General features: G+C 66.8%; 14 protein-coding genes. 8 read left to right on the forward strand and 6 right to left on the reverse strand.

The window, feature by feature from the left end:
• Positions 1 to 2: 2 nt before the first annotated feature.
• Entirely contained in the window at positions 3 to 881 is an 879-nt protein-coding gene (locus ACFPOU_RS08985; RefSeq protein WP_379719648.1) for a putative selenate ABC transporter substrate-binding protein, read from the reverse strand.
• 157 nt (positions 882 to 1038) lie between these two features.
• On the opposite strand from ACFPOU_RS08985, the gene egtD reads away from it, so the two are divergent.
• The 4 genes from egtD to ACFPOU_RS09005 all read left to right on the forward strand — a co-directional run bounded on the left by egtD (position 1039) and on the right by ACFPOU_RS09005 (position 4454).
• The gene (gene egtD, locus ACFPOU_RS08990) at positions 1039 to 2010 is read left to right on the forward strand and encodes an L-histidine N(alpha)-methyltransferase (RefSeq protein ID WP_379719650.1); all 972 of its coding nucleotides are present in this window, start codon (positions 1039 to 1041) and stop codon (positions 2008 to 2010) included.
• Between the two features lie 8 nt (positions 2011 to 2018).
• Complete coding sequence (gene egtB / locus ACFPOU_RS08995; RefSeq protein WP_379719652.1) at positions 2019 to 3227, forward strand: ergothioneine biosynthesis protein EgtB; 1209 nt, start codon at positions 2019 to 2021, stop codon at positions 3225 to 3227.
• Positions 3224 to 4177 carry a YihY/virulence factor BrkB family protein gene (locus ACFPOU_RS09000; protein WP_379719654.1) on the forward strand — a complete coding sequence of 318 codons (954 nt, stop codon included), beginning with the start codon at positions 3224 to 3226 and terminating at the stop codon, positions 4175 to 4177. Before egtB ends, ACFPOU_RS09000 begins: the two co-directional genes overlap by 4 nt.
• A gap of 112 nt (positions 4178 to 4289) precedes the next feature.
• Positions 4290 to 4454, forward strand: coding sequence for a hypothetical protein (locus ACFPOU_RS09005; RefSeq protein ID WP_379719656.1), 165 nt, complete (start codon positions 4290 to 4292; stop codon positions 4452 to 4454).
• An 11-nt stretch (positions 4455 to 4465) separates the two neighbouring features.
• Here the strand turns inward: ACFPOU_RS09005 and ACFPOU_RS09010 are convergent, their stop codons facing one another.
• From ACFPOU_RS09010 to ACFPOU_RS09030, 5 genes are all read right to left on the reverse strand, one after another.
• Positions 4466 to 5617, reverse strand: coding sequence for a GGDEF domain-containing protein (locus ACFPOU_RS09010; protein ID WP_379719658.1), 1152 nt, complete (start codon positions 5615 to 5617; stop codon positions 4466 to 4468).
• A gap of 205 nt (positions 5618 to 5822) precedes the next feature.
• Positions 5823 to 6878, reverse strand: coding sequence for a selenide, water dikinase SelD (gene selD / locus ACFPOU_RS09015; protein ID WP_379719660.1), 1056 nt, complete (start codon positions 6876 to 6878; stop codon positions 5823 to 5825).
• On the reverse strand, positions 6865 to 7884 hold the full coding sequence (gene senB, locus ACFPOU_RS09020; protein ID WP_379719662.1) for a selenoneine biosynthesis selenosugar synthase SenB: 1020 nt from the start codon (positions 7882 to 7884) through the stop codon (positions 6865 to 6867). The genes selD and senB overlap by 14 nt, the downstream gene beginning before the upstream one ends.
• Before the next feature lie 154 nt (positions 7885 to 8038).
• On the reverse strand, positions 8039 to 9499 hold the full coding sequence (locus tag ACFPOU_RS09025; protein ID WP_379719664.1) for a DEAD/DEAH box helicase: 1461 nt from the start codon (positions 9497 to 9499) through the stop codon (positions 8039 to 8041).
• 450 nt (positions 9500 to 9949) lie between these two features.
• Complete coding sequence (locus ACFPOU_RS09030; protein WP_379719666.1) at positions 9950 to 11263, reverse strand: transglycosylase SLT domain-containing protein; 1314 nt, start codon at positions 11261 to 11263, stop codon at positions 9950 to 9952.
• 462 nt (positions 11264 to 11725) lie between these two features.
• On the opposite strand from ACFPOU_RS09030, the gene ACFPOU_RS09035 reads away from it, so the two are divergent.
• The 4 genes from ACFPOU_RS09035 to ACFPOU_RS09050 all read left to right on the forward strand — a co-directional run bounded on the left by ACFPOU_RS09035 (position 11726) and on the right by ACFPOU_RS09050 (position 18122).
• Complete coding sequence (locus ACFPOU_RS09035) at positions 11726 to 12295, forward strand: DUF1415 domain-containing protein (protein ID WP_379719668.1); 570 nt, start codon at positions 11726 to 11728, stop codon at positions 12293 to 12295.
• On the forward strand, positions 12276 to 12488 hold the full coding sequence (locus ACFPOU_RS09040) for a DUF1289 domain-containing protein (RefSeq protein ID WP_379719670.1): 213 nt from the start codon (positions 12276 to 12278) through the stop codon (positions 12486 to 12488). The genes ACFPOU_RS09035 and ACFPOU_RS09040 overlap by 20 nt, the downstream gene beginning before the upstream one ends.
• 203 nt (positions 12489 to 12691) lie before the next feature.
• Complete coding sequence (locus ACFPOU_RS09045) at positions 12692 to 15847, forward strand: EAL domain-containing protein (protein ID WP_379719672.1); 3156 nt, start codon at positions 12692 to 12694, stop codon at positions 15845 to 15847.
• A complete protein-coding gene (locus ACFPOU_RS09050; RefSeq protein WP_379719674.1) occupies positions 15813 to 18122 on the forward strand; it encodes a xanthine dehydrogenase family protein molybdopterin-binding subunit in 2310 nt (769 codons plus the stop codon). The genes ACFPOU_RS09045 and ACFPOU_RS09050 overlap by 35 nt, the downstream gene beginning before the upstream one ends.
• Positions 18123 to 18161 lie beyond the last annotated feature (39 nt).

Below are 18161 nucleotides of genomic sequence, written 5' to 3' on the forward strand. Positions count from 1 at the left end.
GATTACTTCAGCAAACCGGCATTGCGCGCCGCCGCTTCGATGGTCTTGTAGTTCTCGGCCTTGGTCGGCACGAATTTCGTCGCGCGCTGCAGTTCGAGGATTTCCTTGCCCTGCGCTGTCGATCCGTCGAGGGCCAGGAAGGCCTCGCGGATCTTCTTTTGCAGCGCCGGCGCCATGCTGGCGTGCACCGACCAGTTGTAGTCGTAGTAGCCGGGCGTCGTGTAGAACACGCGCACCGCTTTCGGATCGACCTTGCCCGCTTCGACCAGCTTTTCCCAGACCGAGATGTTCAGCGCGCCGGCATCGACCTTGCCGCCGGCGACAGCCGCCACGGTGGCGTCGTGCGCGCCCGAGAAGGCCACGCGTTTCAGGTCGGTGTCCGGGTCGACCTTTGCATTGAGCAGGAAGGAGCGCGGCATCAGGTGGCCCGAGGTCGACGATTCCGAACCGAAGGAGAGGGTCTTGCCCTTCAAGTCCTCCAGCCTGGCGATGCCCGGCTGGGCGCTGATGAAGACCGAGCGGAACTTTTCGTCCTCCGCGCGCTGCACCAGCGGCACCACCTGGCCCTTGCTGCGCACGTTCGCCTGCACGAAGGTGAAGCCGCCGAACCAGACCAGGTCGAGCTTGTGGTTGATCAGGCCTTCGACGGAGGCCGCGTAATCGGTCACCGGCGTGAATTCGACCTTCAGGCCGGTTGCCTTGGCCAGGTAGTCGCCGAGGGGCTTGAACTTGCGCTGCAGCTCGGTCGGCGCCTCGTCCGGAATCGCCGAAACGCGCAGCACGCCCGGCGTGTTCTGGGCCGACGCGCCATGCGCGGCGAACAGGGCGGTGGCGACGAGCGAGGCGTGGACCAGGGATTTCAGGGCGGACAAGGGGGACATGGTGGCTTTCTGCTGATGAGTAATAAGGGGAAACAAGGGCGAGCACGCTAGGCGGTTGGCGAACGCGGGGGAGCCGAGACTTCCGCTATGATAGCAAAAACAGCAACTTCCTAGCCAGGGCGCATCGGGCACTCCGGCGGCACGAATGATAAACCTTATGCTGACGTCATGCACAACCGAGAAACCGGCCGCAGGCGGCGCCCACGCCGGCGCCCACCTCACGGCCGAGCTGTGCGCGGGCCTGGAAGCGCGCCATGCGGCCATTTCCCCCAAGTTCCTGTACGACGCGCTCGGCTCGAAACTGTTCGAGGCGATCTGCGAGCTGCCCGAGTATTACCCGACCCGCACCGAGGCCGGCATCTTCGAGCGCCACGGCCATGAAATCGCGCGCGCCTGCGGTACCGGCGCCACGCTGATCGACCTGGGCGCGGGCAACTGCGCCAAGGCGGCCGCGCTGTTTCCGCTTCTGCGCCCGGCCCAGTATGTGGCGGTCGACATCTCCACCGGTTTCGTCGGCGAAGCCCTGGCCCGGCTGCGCCTGCGCTTTCCGCGCATCGACATGCAGGCGCTCGGGCTCGATTTTTCCAGCGCCCTGGAGCTGCCCGACAGCGTGCACGCCGAGCGCCGCCTGTTCTTCTATCCGGGCTCGTCCATCGGCAACTTCACGCCGCCCGAGGCACGCGCTTTCCTCACCCGCCTGCGCAAGGGCTGCGGCCCGGATGGCGCCCTGCTGATCGGGATCGACCTGGCCAAGGACAAGGCCATCCTCGATGCCGCCTACGACGACGCCCTCGGCGTCACGGCCGCCTTCAACCTGAACGTGCTGCGCCACGTGAACCGGCTGCTGGGGAGCGACTTCGATGTCCGCCACTGGCGCCACGTCGCCTTCTACGACGAAGCCGCCAGCCGGGTCGAGATGCACCTGGAGGCGAACAGCGCGCAAACGGTACGCTGGCCGGGCGGCGGACGCGATTTCGCTGCGGGCGAGCGCATCCATACCGAGAACAGCTACAAGTACCGCCAGGCCGACGCCATCGGCCTGCTCGAGCAGTCGGGCTTCGAGGCGACCCGCGTGTGGACCGATCCGCGCTGCCCGTTCGCGGTCATCCATGCGCAGGCCATCGCCTGAGGGACGCGATGCTGCGCAATGAATTCCGGGCGGTGCGCCAACGTTCGCTGCAACTGGCCGCGCCCTTGTCGAACGAAGACTGCTGCGCCCAGTCGATGCCCGACGCCAGTCCCGTCAAATGGCACCTGGCGCACACCACCTGGTTCTTCGAGACCTTCATCCTCGAAGCGCGCGAGGCCGGTTTCCGCCCCTTCCACGGCGCCTTCCGGATGCTGTTCAATTCATACTACAATGGCGTCGGCAGCATGCACCCGCGCGCCCAGCGCGGCTTGCTGACCCGTCCCTCGCTGGACGAGGTGCGTGCCTACCGGGTCGACGTCGACGCGCGCATGCTGCGCCTGTTCGACGCCGCCGCGCCCGACGCGGCGCTGGCCGGGCTGGTCAGGCTGGGCCTGCAGCACGAGCAGCAGCACCAGGAACTGATGCTTACCGATGTCAAGCACCTGCTGGCGCACAACCCGATCGCGCCGCGCTACGACGGCGACGCGATGATGCCCGACGCGGTGCCGCTGGGCCTGGAATTCATCGAGTTCGACGGCGGCCTGGTCGAAATCGGGCACGATGGCCGTGGCTTTTGCTTCGACAACGAGCTGCCGCGCCATTCGAGCTATGTCGCCCCCTTCACGCTGGCGTCGCGCCTGGTGACGAATGGCGAATACCTGGCTTTCATCGAGGCCGGCGGCTACCGCGAGCCCCGCCTGTGGCTGGCCGAAGGATGGGACAAGGTCGCCGCGGGAGAATTGGCCGCGCCGCTGTACTGGCGCAGGCGGCCGGATGGCAGCTGGATCGAATTCACCCTGCATGGCGAGCTGCCGCTCGACCCGGCGCGCCCGGTCGCCCACGTGTCGCTGTACGAGGCCGACGCCTATGCGCGCTGGCGCGATGCGCGCCTGCCGACCGAAACCGAATGGGAATTCGCCGCGCGCCTGACCGGCATCGAGGCCGGGCGCCTGCACCCGGGCGCAGCGGTCGAGACCGGCCCGACCCAGATGTTCGGCGCTTGCTGGCAGTGGACCAGCAGCAGCTACGCGCCGTATCCCGGCTACCTGCCGACGCCGGGCACGATCGGCGAATACAACGGCAAGTTCATGGTCAACCAGTACGTGCTGCGCGGCTCTTCCTGCGCCACGCCCGAGGGCCATGCGCGCGCCAGCTACCGCAATTTCTTCCCGGCCGGCGCCCGCTGGCAGTTCGCTGGCATCAGGCTGGCGCGATGACCGGTTTCGGCCGACTGCGCCTGCGCCGCCTGCGGGTGCGCCGCCTGCGCGTGCGTATCCTGAACCGGCGCGCCAACGCCTATATCCTGTCGCATCCGCTGGCGTTCACGCTCAGCGTCCTGAAGGGGTTCCGGGCCAACCAGGGCCTGCTGCTGGCCGGCGCCGTGGCGTATTACGCGCTGCTCTCGATCGTCCCCTTCCTGATGCTGGTGGTGGTGGCGCTGTCCCACTTCATCGACCAGGCCGAGCTGCTCGAGACGCTGCGCCGCTACCTCGAACTGCTCGTGCCCGGCCAGTCGCCCTCGATCGTGGCCGAGGTGGCGAACTTTCTCGACAACCGCGACCTCATCACCTGGGTGCTGGGGGTGACCATGCTGTTCTTCAGCTCCTTCGCCTTCACGGTGCTGGAAAACGCGATGAGCGTCATCTTCATCCACCGCGTGGCGATCCGACGCCGCCATTTCCTGGTCTCGGCCGTGCTGCCTTATTGCTACATGCTGGCGCTCGGGATCGGCGTGATGCTGGTCACGGTGGTGGCGGGAACGCTGCAGGTGATGGGGCAGGAGAGCGTGCGCCTGTTCGGCACCGACTGGTCGCTCGGCGGCGTGTCGGGCGCGCTGCTCTACCTGATGGGACTGGCTGGCGAAATCCTGGTGCTGACCTCGATCTACCTGGTGATGCCGGTCGGACGCCTGTCGCTCTCGCACGCGCTGGTGGGCGGGGCCACGGCGGCGCTGCTGTGGGAAGTCGCGCGCCATGTGCTGGTCTGGTATTTCTCGACCCTGTCCCAGGTCAACGTCGTCTACGGTTCGATGACGACCGCGATCGTGGTCATGTTCAGCCTCGAGATCGGCGCCACGCTGCTGCTGTTCGGCGCCCAGGTCATCGCCGAATACGAACGGGTCGGGCGCGGCAAGCCGGAAACGCATCCGCCTCTGACCACCGGCTAAGCAACGCCGTCTTCCGCTTTTGTCTTACGTCAATTTCGCACCGGCAAGTCACTGGCACAGTAGCCGCTTGCGCCGGCACGACGCCGGGCATTTGACGAGAACGGGAGGTGTCATGGAAGACGGCGTATTCCTGGGTTTGCCGCTGCCGGTCATGCTGGCGTTTGTCGTGCTGCTGGGCGGCCTGGCCCTGCTGGCGCGCCAGTTTCATCAACTGCGCCAGCCGGCCGTGGTCCGGCGTGGCGACCAGCGCGCTCCTGCGCGTCCCGACGGCGGCTGAGCGCCGGGAAATCAGAGCACGACGCTGCGGTTGCGCCCGGCCGACTTGGCCGCGTACAGGGCGCGGTCGGCGCGTTCGATCGCCTGGTCGACCGGCTCGCCATGCTCGTAGCGCGCAAAGCCGGCTGAAAAACGGATCCGCAAGTCCCCTAGCGACGGGCTGGCCGGCAGCTCGGCCAGGCTGTCGCGCAGGCGCGTCACGCCGAGCGCCGGGTCGCCCAGTGGCGTTTCCGGCAACAGCAGCAGGAATTCCTCGCCACCCCAGCGTCCGATCATGTCGGTATTGCGCAATACCACCTGGGCCTGCCTGGCAAAGGCGCGCAGGACGGCGTCGCCGGCGGCGTGGCCGTGGCTGTCGTTGATGTGCTTGAAATGGTCGAGATCGATGATGCAGACATAGAAACGCGGCCCGCCGCGCGCATGGCGCGTGGCGTGTTCCTGCAGCAGCGTCATCATGCGGCGCCGGTTCGGCAGACCAGTCAGCTCGTCGTGCGCGGCCATTTCCTCGATGTGCGAGAGGGCCTGTTCAAGCGCGATCTTCTGCGTTTTGAGCCGGGTGCGCATCGCGCTCAGCTGGCCGGCGAGCTGCGAGATGGCGAGCATCACGATGGCGGTGAGCGCGAAATTGAACACTTCCTGCCGCGCCGGGTAGTGCAGCGGATCGTGCCGCGCGCACCAGACCATGACCATGCCCATCAGGCTCACGGTGTAGATGCAGGCCAGGCGCACCGACGCCGGGCGCAGGCTGAACATGCCGAACACCATCACCAGCGCGAGCATGATCACGGTCGCGCCATGCACGGGGCCGGTCATGGCGTACGAAGCCGCGATCAGCGACTGCGCGATGATTGTTTGCGGCATGGCCAGCGTGGGGTCGGCAAAGCGCCGGTTCTCGCCGCTGCGAATGAGGGCGTAAAAACCCACGATGAAAACGAAGAACAGGCCGGCCAGCAGGCTGACCTGGCCCACGTCGGCCACGCCGATGCGCGCCGCATACATCAGCAAGAGCACCACGGTCGTGGTCACCAGGGACGCCAGGCCCAGCAGTGTCAGGGTCAGCCGCTGGCGGCTGTCCTCGCCCAGCAGGACATGGGAGAAGCGTGTACTCCACCGCGGTGGACGATGGGAGTCGAGCGCCGCTGAAACGGTCTGGTGCGTGGGCATTGTCTCTATGAGTCGTTATGAGATGGTCACCGGTCTGCGCCGGCAGAGCGCATTATACAACCGACAATTCTCTAAAAAAACAATGCTTGGCTTTGCAATAAAAAAATAAAAGTGTTGACTTGGAAATATTTATTTGAATGGGCCGGGTGTGCCGGCCACCTGGTTTATGCGTTCAGATCATGCGTTCACGATCATGCGTTCACGATCATGCGTTCACGACAATGCGCGGCACGCCTGCATGCATGTGGCCGATCACTTTTGCATCGCCAAATCCTGCGCGTGCGAACAGTGCCAGCACGGCGTCGGCAGCCGCCGCATTGCACGAAACGAGCAAGCCGCCCGAGGTTTGCGGATCGGTCAGCAAGGCTTGCTGGGCCGGGGTGACGGCTTCGGCCAGGACGACATCCTTGCCGTAGGCATCCCAGTTGCGCCCGGACGCGCCGGTGAAGTAGCCGTCCTGGGCCAGTTGCAGCACGCCGGGCAGCAGCGGGATCGCCGCCATGTCCAGTTCGGCCGTCAAGCCGGCGCCGCGCGCGAGCTCCAGCAAGTGTCCGAGCAGGCCGAAGCCGGTGACGTCGGTCAGCGCGTGCACGCCGTCCATCGCGGCCAGGGCCTGGCCGGGCTTGTTCAGCTTGGTCGTATTGGCGATCATCGCGGCATAGCCGTCCGCGTCCAGCATGTCTTTCTTCAAGGCGGCCGACAGCACGCCCACGCCCAGCGGCTTGCCCAGGATGAGCACGTCGCCGGCGCGCGCATCGGCATTGCGCTTGACCCGGTCGGGGTGCACCAGGCCCAGTACCACCAGGCCGTAGATCGGCTCGACCGAGTCGATCGTGTGGCCGCCGGCGATCGGGATGCCGGCCTCGGCGCACATCGATTCGCCGCCGCGGATGATCTCGCCGATCGTTTCCAGAGGCAGCTTGCTGATTGGCATGCCGACCAGGGCCAGGGCCATGATCGGCGTGCCGCCCATGGCATAGACGTCGGAAATCGCGTTGGTGGCGGCAATGCGGCCGAAGTCGAAGGGGTCGTCGACGATCGGCATGAAGAAATCCGTGGTGGCGATCAGGGCCTGCTCGTCGTTGAGCTTGTAGACGGCGGCATCGTCGGCGGTCTCGATACCGACCATCAGTTGCGGCGGCACGGGGAAGCCGCTCGACTTCTTCAGGATTTCAGCCAGTACGCCGGGTGCGATCTTGCAGCCGCAGCCGCCGCCGTGCGAGAAGGAAGTCAGTTTGATGGTCTGCTCAGGCGCGTTCATGTTCGGTTCCAATAGGTAAGTGATCAAGCTGCCCGGGACGCGGGCGCAGCAGATTATCCACCAAGTCGGCCACGGCCGCTTGTTCGGTGGCGGGCAGGAACAGCGGGACGCGGGCGGCGCACTGGCGCCGCAACAGGGCCTCGAAGTCCGCGTCCCCTGCAAAGCGGGCGATCAGGCGGGCCAGCGCCGCGGCGTCGCCCGGCGCGAAGTAGCCGGCATAGTCCGCACCGAGCATGCCGAGATTGCCGTCGATGCGCGAGGCCAGCACCGGCACGCCGCTGGTGACGGCCTCGATGACGACGTTGGCGCCGCCTTCCATGACGGATGCGATCGCCATCGCGCGGCAGCGTTTCAGGCGCTGGCGCGCCTGCGCATGGGGCAGCGGACCGAGCCAGCGGTAGCGCGGCGTCGCCTCTTGCGTGGCGCGCGCGGCATCGCGCAGCGCCGGGTCGAGCGCGGCGCCGATGTGCAGCAGGCGCACGCGCGGGTGGTCGACCAGCGCGGCGGCGCGCATGAAGGTCAGGGGATCCTTTTCCGCGCGCAGGTGGCCGATCATGCAAATGTCGACGTGACGGGCGGCGGGCGCGGGCGCGACGGGGCGCAGCGCGGGCGCGGACTGGTAGATGACGCGGGTCTTGCCCAGCAAGTGGGCGGGCAGGCGCGCCAGGCCCGCCTCCTGCAGGACGACCAATGCGTCCGCGGCCTCGAGCGAGGCGCGGGCGTCGGGCGCGGTGTCGATGTCGCGATACAGGTCGGTGCCGGTCAGCACCACGATCGCGGGGCGCGCCGGATGGGCCGTGCGGAAGGCGGCGAGGGCTTGCGCGGAACGGCGCGCATGCAGGGCGATCAGCAGGTCGGGCGCCGGGTCGTCTTCGGTCCAGCCCGGCGCCACGGTGACGGCGTGCCTGGCGTGCAGGAAGCGCGCCCAGCGGCTTGCGGTTTGCCAGTTGCCGTTGTTGTCGCGGGCGGCGGCGGGACTGACGATGAGGATGCGCTTGCGGTCCATCGGATGGCGAAAGGGAAGCTGGGCGGGAGAGCGATTATACGTTACAGGCGCTGCTGTCGACGCGTTCGGCCGCCATCCGATCCGGCGCAGGCCGGCGAAGACGAAAAAACGGCTGCCGCAGCAGCCGTCCTCATCCATTCGCCGCGGCGAACGATTACTGATCGCCGAAGCTGCGGCGTGCGCCGTCGGCCGAACGCGGGTTGCTGCCGCGGTAACCGCCGCCGCTGCCTTCGCGGCGCGGTGCGCCGGTGCTCGGGCCGCGCGGGGCCGCGTCACGGCTGTAACCGCCTTCGCGCGGTGCCGCCGCCGGCTTGCTGAAGCTGCGCTGGCCTGGCTTGGCGGCGCTGCGGCCGTCGCCCGGTTTCCAGCCGCCTGGACGGGCGCCGGTACGTGCCGGCGGGGCCGAACGCTTCGGCTCGAAGCCTTCCACCACATTGACCGGAATGGTCTGCTTGGTGAAACGCTCGATGCGCTTGATGTTCATGCCTTCGGCATGGTTCACCAGCGAGATCGCCAGGCCGTTGCGGCCGGCGCGGCCGGTACGGCCGATACGGTGCACGTAGTCTTCCGGGAACTTCGGCAAGTCGTAGTTCACGACGTGGGTGATGGTCGGCACGTCGATGCCGCGCGCGGCGACGTCAGTGGCCACCAGCACGCGCACCTGGCCGCGGCGCAGGCTGTCGAGGGTGCGGTTGCGCGCGCCCTGGTGCATGTCACCGTGCAGGGCGGCGGCGGCGAAGCCGGCAATGTTCAGGCGGTCGGCGATGGTGTCGGCGTCACGCTTGGTGGCCGTGAAGACCACGGCCTGGTCCATCGACTCGTCGCGCAGCAGGTGGTCCAGCAGGCGGTTCTTGTGCGACAGGTCGTCGACGAAGTGCACACGCTGCGAGATGTTCTCGTGGCGGTTGCTGTTGCTGGCGATCTGGATCACCAGCGGATCCTTGGTGATGCGGCGCGCCATGTTGCCGACGACGCCATCGAGGGTCGCCGAGAACAGCATGGTCTGGCGGCCGGCCGGGGTGGCGGCGACGATCTTTTCGATGTCGTCGATGAAGCCCATGTCGAGCATGCGGTCGGCTTCGTCCAGGACCAGGATTTCCAGTTCCGAGAAATCGATCTTGCCCGATTCCATGTGGTCGATCAGGCGGCCCGGGGTGGCAACCAGGATTTCAGGATTTTTCGACAGCAGTTGCATCTGCTTCGGATAAGGCATGCCGCCCAGGATCGATACGGCGCGGATGCGGCGCATGTAGCTGCCGTATTTTTCGGTCGCGGTCGTGACCTGCAGGGCCAGTTCGCGGGTCGGGGTCAGCACCAGCATCTTCGGCTTGGCTGCGGTGAAACGGACGCGCTCGCCGCGCGAACGGGCCGACTGCGCGTCTTGCGCAGGGGTACGCGCTGGAGCGGCCGCAGGCTCGGCGCTGACCAGCTTGTGCAGCGCAGGCAGCATGAAGGCTGCGGTCTTGCCCGAACCGGTCTGCGACGACACCAGCAGGTCGCGGCCTGCGATGGCGGCAGGCACGGCTTGCGCCTGGACCGGCGTAGGAATGGTGTAACCGGATTCGGTGACTGCTTTGACGATCGTGGCGTGGAGGCCTAGTGCTTCAAAACTCATTGTTTTATTACTTTCGGTAGTGATCAGCGCTCATCATGTGGACGAGCGCGAAATAGCAACGCGAACCAACAGAACGAAATGACTCAGAAATGAAAGAAATTTCGGCACAAAAGCTTTGCGCCGGGACGGTGTCAAAAGATCGACACACAGGGCGGGAGGGCTTTAGAAGGCTGTCTGAACGACGGGCCTGGCTGCGATGCTGCTTGTTGTTACTTGTTGTTACTTGCTGTTGCGAGATATTGCTTGTTGTTGCGTCTGGACGAGATTCACTCGTTATTGCAGCGCACAAACGTCATCATACCCTAGTTTGGGAATGCTTGCACAGGCTGCTCGTTTTGATCCGGCGCAAGCGTCGAGTCGACGTGCGCCGGTACGCGGGGGCCGCGTGCGAGGAAAGGGAGGCGGGGCGGTGTAGCAATCCCGCGGCGTGCGCCACGGGACGGGTAGCGTTCAACGATGCTTGCGTGTGCTGCTGGTGCCGCGCAAGATGCGCTTGCCCGAGTTCGCCACCGCCTTGGTCTTGAAGCGCTGGGTGCGCGCGCCGCCGCGCTTTTCGCCGCGGTCCGCCTCGAGGGCCATGACGGCGCTGTCGACGATGTTTTCGGCGATATCCGAATGCAGCGAGGCCGAGGTCTTCGGCACCAGGATGGTCGACCCGGCTTTCAGGCGGGTCTGCGCCGGGATATTGTTTGCCTGGCGAATGATTTCCGGCGTGGTGCCGAACTTCGAGGCCAGCGAGGCGATGCTTTCCTTGGCGCCGGTGATCTTGTGCGTGGTCCAGGTCGAGAGGGCCTGGCCGAACTGGGCCAGGTTCAGCTGGAATTTCTCGGCATTCTTTTGCGGCAGCAGGATCTTGGTGCGGTCGTCGCCGGTAATGACGGGGCGCTTGAACTGCGGGTTCAGGGCCTTGAACTCGTCGACCGACATTTCGGCCAGCTGGGCGGCGATGGCGAGGTCGATGTCGCTGGTCTTGTCGACCGCGGTGAAGTAAGGCTGGTTGTCGATCACCGGCAGGGTGACGTTGTACTGGCCTGGATTGCCGACGATGTTCTTGACCGCCTGCAGCTTGGGAACGTAGTTGCGCGTCTCGGCCGGCATCAGGTCGGCCAGGCTTTCGAAATCGGTCGGCTTGCCGAGCGCCTGGTTTTTCTTGATCGCTTTCTGGACATTGCCTTCACCCCAGTTATAGGCGGCGAGGGCCAGCTGCCAGTCGCCGAACATCGCATACAGGCGCTGCAGGTAGGTCAGGGCGGCATCGGTCGAGGCCAGCACGCCGCGGCGCTCGTCCTTGAAGGTATTTTGCTTGAGGTTGAAATCCTTGCCCGTACCCGGCACGAATTGCCAGATGCCGGCCGCGTTCGCGGTCGAGAGCGCCTGCGGATTGAAGGCCGATTCGATCACCGGCAGCAGCGCCAGCTCGGTCGGCATGCCGCGCTTTTCCAGTTCCTGCACCACATGGTAGAGGTAGGGCGAGGCGCGGCCGGAGATGCGGGCCATGTAGTCCGGCTTGAGGCTGTAGGAGCGGGTATGGCGCTCGACCAGGTTGTTGCTGATGTCGGGAATGGCGTAGCCGCTGCGGATACGGCCCCAGACATCGGTTTCCTTGTAGTCGTCGACTTTCAGCGCGGCCGCGCCGGCAGGCAGGGCCGGGCGCATGACGGCGGTACTGGAGAGCGCGTTGACCGGCGCATTGTCGATGGCGGAGGCGAAGGGAGCCGAGAGCAAGAGCACCAGCGCGGCAGCGATAGAGGGAGTGCGGGTCATGTCGTACATAGCTTTCCAGTATGTTGCGTCCCGGAACTAAAGGACTGACGATAAGGGGGCAGTGTAAGGAGCAGCGGTTGAGACAGTCAAGCGGTTATCCGGCTCAGTTACAAAATACCTCTTCTGTTCATTTTGTCAACATGAATTATTTATGACAATACTTGCAGGGGGTATGCGGAAAATACCGGTCCGCTTCATAGGGAAAAATGGCATCCTGCGAAGATACTGCCTGGGAGTATGGTTTCTATCCGGTCGCTAATTAGTTCTTTCGGGAAACTGTTCGGGCTGTTCGGCGCATTGTCGGTTTGATAGTGAAAACGCTTGCCTGGGCCTGTCCAGCCTGTTTTTACGTTACCCGCCTCGAATGCCTGGCCTATGAGCACACGCAAACTGTGCGTACAATCCGGTCTTGCACCGCGCTTGCCCATTTTAGAACCCGTATATATAGATGAGTACCGATAGATGAGTACCGCCAATCCCCATGCCGACGACGACGCCATCGTCGCCGCTACCCGCCGCTGGCTGGAACAGGCCGTCATCGGCCTGAACCTGTGCCCGTTCGCCAAATCCGTCTACGTCAAGGAGCAGGTGCGTTATGTCGTTTCGCCGGCGCGCACGCCCGAGGCCTTGCTCGAGCAGCTGATGGATGAACTGCAAAACCTGTCCGATACCCCGGCCGACAAGGTCGACACGACGCTGCTGATCCATCCTTTCGTGCTCGACGATTTTCTCGACTATAACGAGTTTCTCGACGTGGCCGACGCCGCCGTGGAAGACATGCACCTCGATGGCGAACTCCAGATCGCCAGTTTCCACCCGGACTACCAGTTCGCCGATACCGACAAGAACGACATCGGGAACTTCACCAACCGCGCGCCGTATCCGACCCTGCAGATCCTGCGCGAAGAGAGCATCGAGCGCGCCGTCGAAGCCTTCCCCGACGCGGCCGAGATCTTCGAGAAGAATATCGAGACCATGGAACGGCTCGGCCACGAAGGCTGGGACAAGCTCGATGTCGGACCAGCCCGATAACGTCGGGGGGGCGCTCCCGGAACGCGCCGACACGCCTTGCGTGGCGGTCTGCTCGACCACCTTCGACGACGTCTGCCGCGGCTGCGGACGCACCGTCGCCGAAGTGGCCCATTGGGTCTCGATGTCGGCCCAGCAAAAGGAAATCGTCTGGCAACGCATCCTGGCCCAGGGCTATCCCCGTCGCAATACCTGAGCATGGTTGAAAGGCCATCGCCGGGATGCTCGCCGCTGTGCGATGATGGACCTGTAACGGACAGGTTCGCAGCACCTGCTACCGGCGGTTTCCCGACCGGCGTTTCCAGTCCCCGACCGCAGCCTTTGCACGCCTGATCGGCAGCATGAATCCTTCCCCGACCCCGGCCGGCCACCCCGGCGCCAACCATTGCGGCCACAACCATGCCACGGATTGACCTGCGCGCATTTTTATCGAGAGCAAGCCTGCTCCATGTTAAGTCGGTCTACGGCGCGGTGTTGATGGCCGTCGTCGGCGGCCTCGTGATTCCCGCGTTTGTCGCCAGCTACTTCCTGCTGGTGGTGCAGGAACGCCAGAGCGCCGTGGCCGAACTCAACGAAACCCTGCAACGCAATGCCGAGATCCTCGCGCTGGGCATGCAGGAGTCGCTCTGGAACATGAACACCGATGCCGCGCGCTCGCTGGTCGACTCGGTCATGCGCGACCCGTCGGTGGTGCGCATCCAGGTAAGCGGCCTGCTCGACACCGGCTTCATCGACGTGCGCGCGCCGCAAAGGACCCTGGGCCGCGTGCTGCGCGCCGAGCGCGACATCGTGATGCAGGGCGAGCGGATCGGCGAAGTGACGATCGAGATGGACGACCTGCGCAGCGAACGCGCGCTGCACCGCAAGCAGAGCAGCTACGCGCTCGTGCTGGCCGTGCAGGTGGCGGTGTCGCTGCTGCTGATCCTGGCCGTCCTGCGGCGCCGCCTGCACGGGCCGCTGCGCACGCTGGCCGGCTTTTCCGACCGCCTGTCGCGCGGCGACTTCGATGCGCCGCTGGTGCTTGACGGTTCCGGCGAACTGGGACGCCTGGGCACCCAGATGGAGCGCATGCGGGTGGCGATCCGCACCCTGTTCGCCGACGTCGCGCGGCGCGAGGAGCAGTTCCGTTCGATCGTCACCCAGGTGCCGGGCGCCGTGTTCCGCGCCACGGCCAGCGGCACGATCGACTTCGTCAGCGACGCCATCGAGGAGATCGCCGGGGTGCCGGCCGCTGCGCTCATGCACGCCGAGTCCGATGCCTGGTCCGCGCTGATCGTTCCCGAGGACCGTCCGCTGCGGCACCGGGTCACGCGCGAGGCCCTGGTGACGGGGCGTGCCTACGAGGTCGAATACCGCATCGCCAACGCGCGCGGCGCCGCGCGCTGGGTGCTCGAGAGCGGCCAGACGCAACGCATGCAGGGCGAAGAGGGCTTCTGGGTCGACGGCATCATTTCCGATATCAGCGAGCGCAAGCACAACGAGATGCGCATCCAGGCGCTGCTGGCCGAGCAGGGCGCGATCCTCGACAACGTCATGTTCGGCGTCGTGTTCACGCGCGACGGCCACATCGTCTCGGTCAACCGGCGCACCGAGGAACTGTTCGGCTACGAGCATGGCAGCCTGGTCGGGCGGCCGGCCTCGGTGCTTTTCGTCGGCAACGGCGAGCACGCCAGGACCGGCGACGAATTCTTCCCGCGACTCGGGCGCGGGGCGGACGCCAGCCACGAACGCCAGTTCCGGCGCCGCGACGGCAGCCTGCTGTGGTGTCTGGTGAGCGGCAGCCCGATCGACCCGAGCAAGCCGGAAGCCGGCAATGTCTGGGTCTTCGCCGACATTTCCGAGCGCAAGGAGAACGAGGAAAAGCTTCGCCTGTCGGGCACCGTGCTCGAACACATCGCCGACGGCGTGATGGTGGTCGACGTCCACGGCATGCTCGTCACCGTCAATCCCGCCTTCACCCACATCACCGGCTTCGAACCGGCCGAGGTGGTGGGGAAATCCTGGAGCGTGACGCGCTCCCGACAGCACGACCAGGACGTGTACGGGAACATGTGGCGCCAGCTGAGCGAAACCGGCTTCTGGCGCGGCGAACTGTGGAGCACGTGCAAGGGCGGCGAGACCTATCTCGAGTGGCTCACCGTCTCCACGGTACGCAACGACGAGGGCAAGGTGACCCATTACGTCGGTGTCTTCAGCGACATCACGCGCCTGAAGGAGTCGCAGGAGAAGCTCGACTACCTGGCCCACCACGACCCGCTCACCAGCCTGCCGAACCGGCTGCTGTTCCAGGACCGCCTGCTGCATGCGATCGGCCGCGCCACGCGCGAGCAACTGCAGCTGGCCGTCATGTTCATCGATCTCGACCGCTTCAAGAACGTCAACGACACGCTCGGCCACCACGTCGGCGACGAGCTGCTCAAGCAGGTCGCGGGCGCGCTCGGCGAACGCCTGCGCGACGGCGACACGCTGGCGCGCCTGGGCGGCGACGAATTCATCGTCCTGCTCGAAAACGTCGACGGCAGTTATGGCGCCGGCCAGGTGGCCACCAAGATGATGGCCCTGTTCGAGCAGCCCTTCATGATCTCGAACCATGAGCTGTTCGTCACCGGCTCGATCGGCATCAGCCTGTTCCCGGGCGACGGCCTGGACCCGAATCTCCTGGTGCGCAATGCGGACGTGGCCATGTACCAGGCCAAGTCGCGCGGGCGCAACGGCTTCCAGTTCTATTCGCCCGAGATGGACGGCGAGGGCGTCGAGCGCCTGCGCGTGGAAGCGCTGCTGCGGCGCGCGATCGAACGGGGCGAGATCTTCCTGCACTACCAGCCGCAGGTCGAAATCGGCAGCCAGCGCCTGATCGGGGTCGAGGCGCTGGTGCGCTGGCATAATCCCGAGCTGGGGCTGGTCAGCCCGGTGCGCTTCGTCCCGATGGCCGAGGACAGCGGCTTCATCAACCAGCTGGGCGAATGGGTGCTTTTCGAGGCCTGCCGCCAGATGCGGCGCTGGGACGAGGCGGGCCTGGCGGTGCCGAAGATGGCGGTGAACCTGTCGGTACGCCAGGTCGAGCGCGGCGCCATGACGGCCCAGGTCGCCCAGGTGCTGGCCGAGACGGGCCTGGCGCCGCGCCGCCTGCAGCTGGAGGTGACCGAATCGGTGATCATGAACACCGGCGACGCGCTGGCCTTCGTGCACCAGCTGCACGCGATCGGGGTCGGGCTGGCGATCGACGACTTCGGCACCGGCTACTCGTCGCTCGCCTACCTCAAGCAGCTGCCGGTCGACGTCCTGAAGATCGACCGCAGCTTCATCAAGGACATCGCGGTCGACTCGAACGACGAGGCGATCGCGATCGCGATCATCCAGCTTGGCAAAAGCATGAACCTTGCGGTGATCGCCGAGGGAGTGGAAAACGAAGAACAGGCGGCCTTCCTGCTGCGCCACGGCTGCACGCGCGCGCAGGGTTACCTGTACGGCCAGCCGGTGGCGCCGGGCGAGCTGCTCGAACAGTGGACGGAGCGGCAGCATGAGAGACACCAACACGCCCGGCGCGGCACCTGAACCGGCGCTGCGCGCCCGGCGTTCGCGCCGGCGCTTCCTGCTCGGCGGCCTGGCTGCCGGCGGCGCGCTGCTGGTGGGCTGGGGCACGCGCCCGCCGCGCCAGCGCCTGCACGCGGACCGACCGCCGCCATTCGCCGACGGCGCCGTCGCGCTCAACGGCTGGATCGCCATCGGCCCGGACGGCACGGTCTCGGTCGTGGTGCCCCGGAGCGAGATGGGCCAGGGCGTGCACACGGCGCTGCCGATGCTGGTGGCCGAAGAACTCGACGCCGCCCTGCACAGCGTGCGCATCGCCCCGGCCCCGATCGACAAGATCTTCGGCAACCTCGCCGTGCTGCGCGAAAACCTCCCGTTCCATCCCGACGAACGCGGCAACCTGAAGGACGGCGCCCAGTGGATGCTGGCGAAGGTCGGCCGCGAGCTGGGCATCATGTTTACCGGCGGTTCGACCAGCGTGAAGGATGCCTGGCAGCCGATGCGCGAAGCCGGCGCCGTGGCGCGTGCGATGCTGGTACGGGCCGCGGGCGAGGGGTGGAATGCGCGCGACCGGGACTTGCGCACCGAGGACGGTTTCGTGATCCACCCGGACGGCCGGCGCGCCTCGTATGCGAGCCTGGCCGCGCGCGCGGCCGAGGTCGGCGCCGGGATCGACGCCGGCGACGTGCGCCTGAAAGCGCCGCGCGACTACCGCCTTATCGGCAAGCCGGTGCCGCGCCGCGACACGCCGGGCAAGGTCGACGGCAGCGCGCTGTTCGGCATCGACGCCCGTCCGCCGGGCCTGCTGTACGCGGCCGTGAAGATGGCGCCGGTGATCGGCGCCAGTGTCGCTTCCTTCGACGCGCATGCCGTCAGCGCAATGCCCGGTGTGGTGGGCGTGGCCGACATCTCGGCCGCGCTCGGCCCCCATGCCGGCGCGGGCGCCGGCATGGCCGTGATCGCGCGCAGCTGGTGGCAGGCCAGGACCGCAGCGGCGGCCTTGCCGGTGCGGTGGAACGAGGGCGCGGGCGCCGGCCTGTCCTCGGAAGCGATCTTCGCCGGCCTTGCCGGCGCCCTCGACAACGCATCCGGTTTCACCTATCACGAGAGCGGCACCCGGGACGTCGCGGGCATCGTGAAAACCGTCGCCGCCGAGTACCGCGCGCCTTTCCTGGCGCATGCGGCGATGGAGCCGGTCAACTGTACCGCCCAGGTGGCGGACGGCAAGGTGCGCCTGTGGGCCTCGACCCAGGTGCCGAGCATCGCCGTCGATGTCGCCGCCAGCGTCGCGGGCGTGGCGCGCGAGGACGTCGGGATCGAGGTGATGCTGCTGGGCGGCGGCTTCGGGCGCCGCCTGGAGGGCGACATGGTGGCGCAGGCGGTGGCCGTGGCGCTTGCCGCCGGCGGCAAGCCGGTGCAGCTGATCTGGACGCGCGAGGACGATACCGGCCACGACGTCTACCGCCCGGCGGCGCTGGCGCGCCTGCGGGCCGGCCTGGGCGCCGACGGCCGCCTGCTGGCCTGGGACAGCAAGTCGGCCGGCGGCGCGATCGGCCACCAGTACTTCCCGCGCAACCTCGGCCTGCCCGGCATCGGGCCGGACAAGACGACCGCCGAGGGCGCGTACGACATGCAGTACGAGGTTGCCAACCAGCGCATCGCCCACGTGATCGTCGACAGCGCGGTGCCGCTCGGCTACTGGCGCTCGGTCGGCCACTCGCACAACGCATTCTTCAAGGAAGCCTTCCTGGACGAGGTCGCGCATGCGGCCGGCCAGGACGGCGTCGCCTACCGGCGCGCGCTGCTGGCCGGGCATCCGCGCCACCTGGCGGTGCTCGATGCGGCAGTCGCCCGGGCGGGCGTGCCGGGCGCGGGGCGTGCGCATGGCGTGGCGCTGCACCAGTCGTTCGGCAGCATCGTCGCCCAAGTGGCCGAGGTGGCGGTCGAGGGCGGCGAGATCCGCGTGCACCGGGTCGTGTGCGCGATCGATTGCGGCATCGTCGTCAATCCGAATATCGTGGCGCAGCAGATGGAGTCGGCGGTCGTGTTTGGCCTGTCGGCGGCACTGGGCGGCGAGATCACGATCAAGGAAGGGCGCGTGCAGCAGTCGAATTTCGGCGATTATCCGTTGCTGCGGTTCGATCGCGCGCCGCAGGTCGAGACGGTGATCGTGCCCAGCGCCGCGCCGCCCGAGGGCGTGGGCGAGCCGGGCGTGCCGCCGGTGGCGCCGGCGGTGGCGGCGGCCTTGTTCAAGTTGACGGGGCAGCGCCTGCGCAGTCTGCCGCTGCGGCTGGCGTAGCCGGCGCCGGCTTCAGGCGCGCGCGGCGTCGCCGCAGGC

Source organism: Massilia jejuensis, from assembly GCF_042656795.1.
Lineage (GTDB): Bacteria > Pseudomonadota > Gammaproteobacteria > Burkholderiales > Burkholderiaceae_D > Telluria > Telluria jejuensis.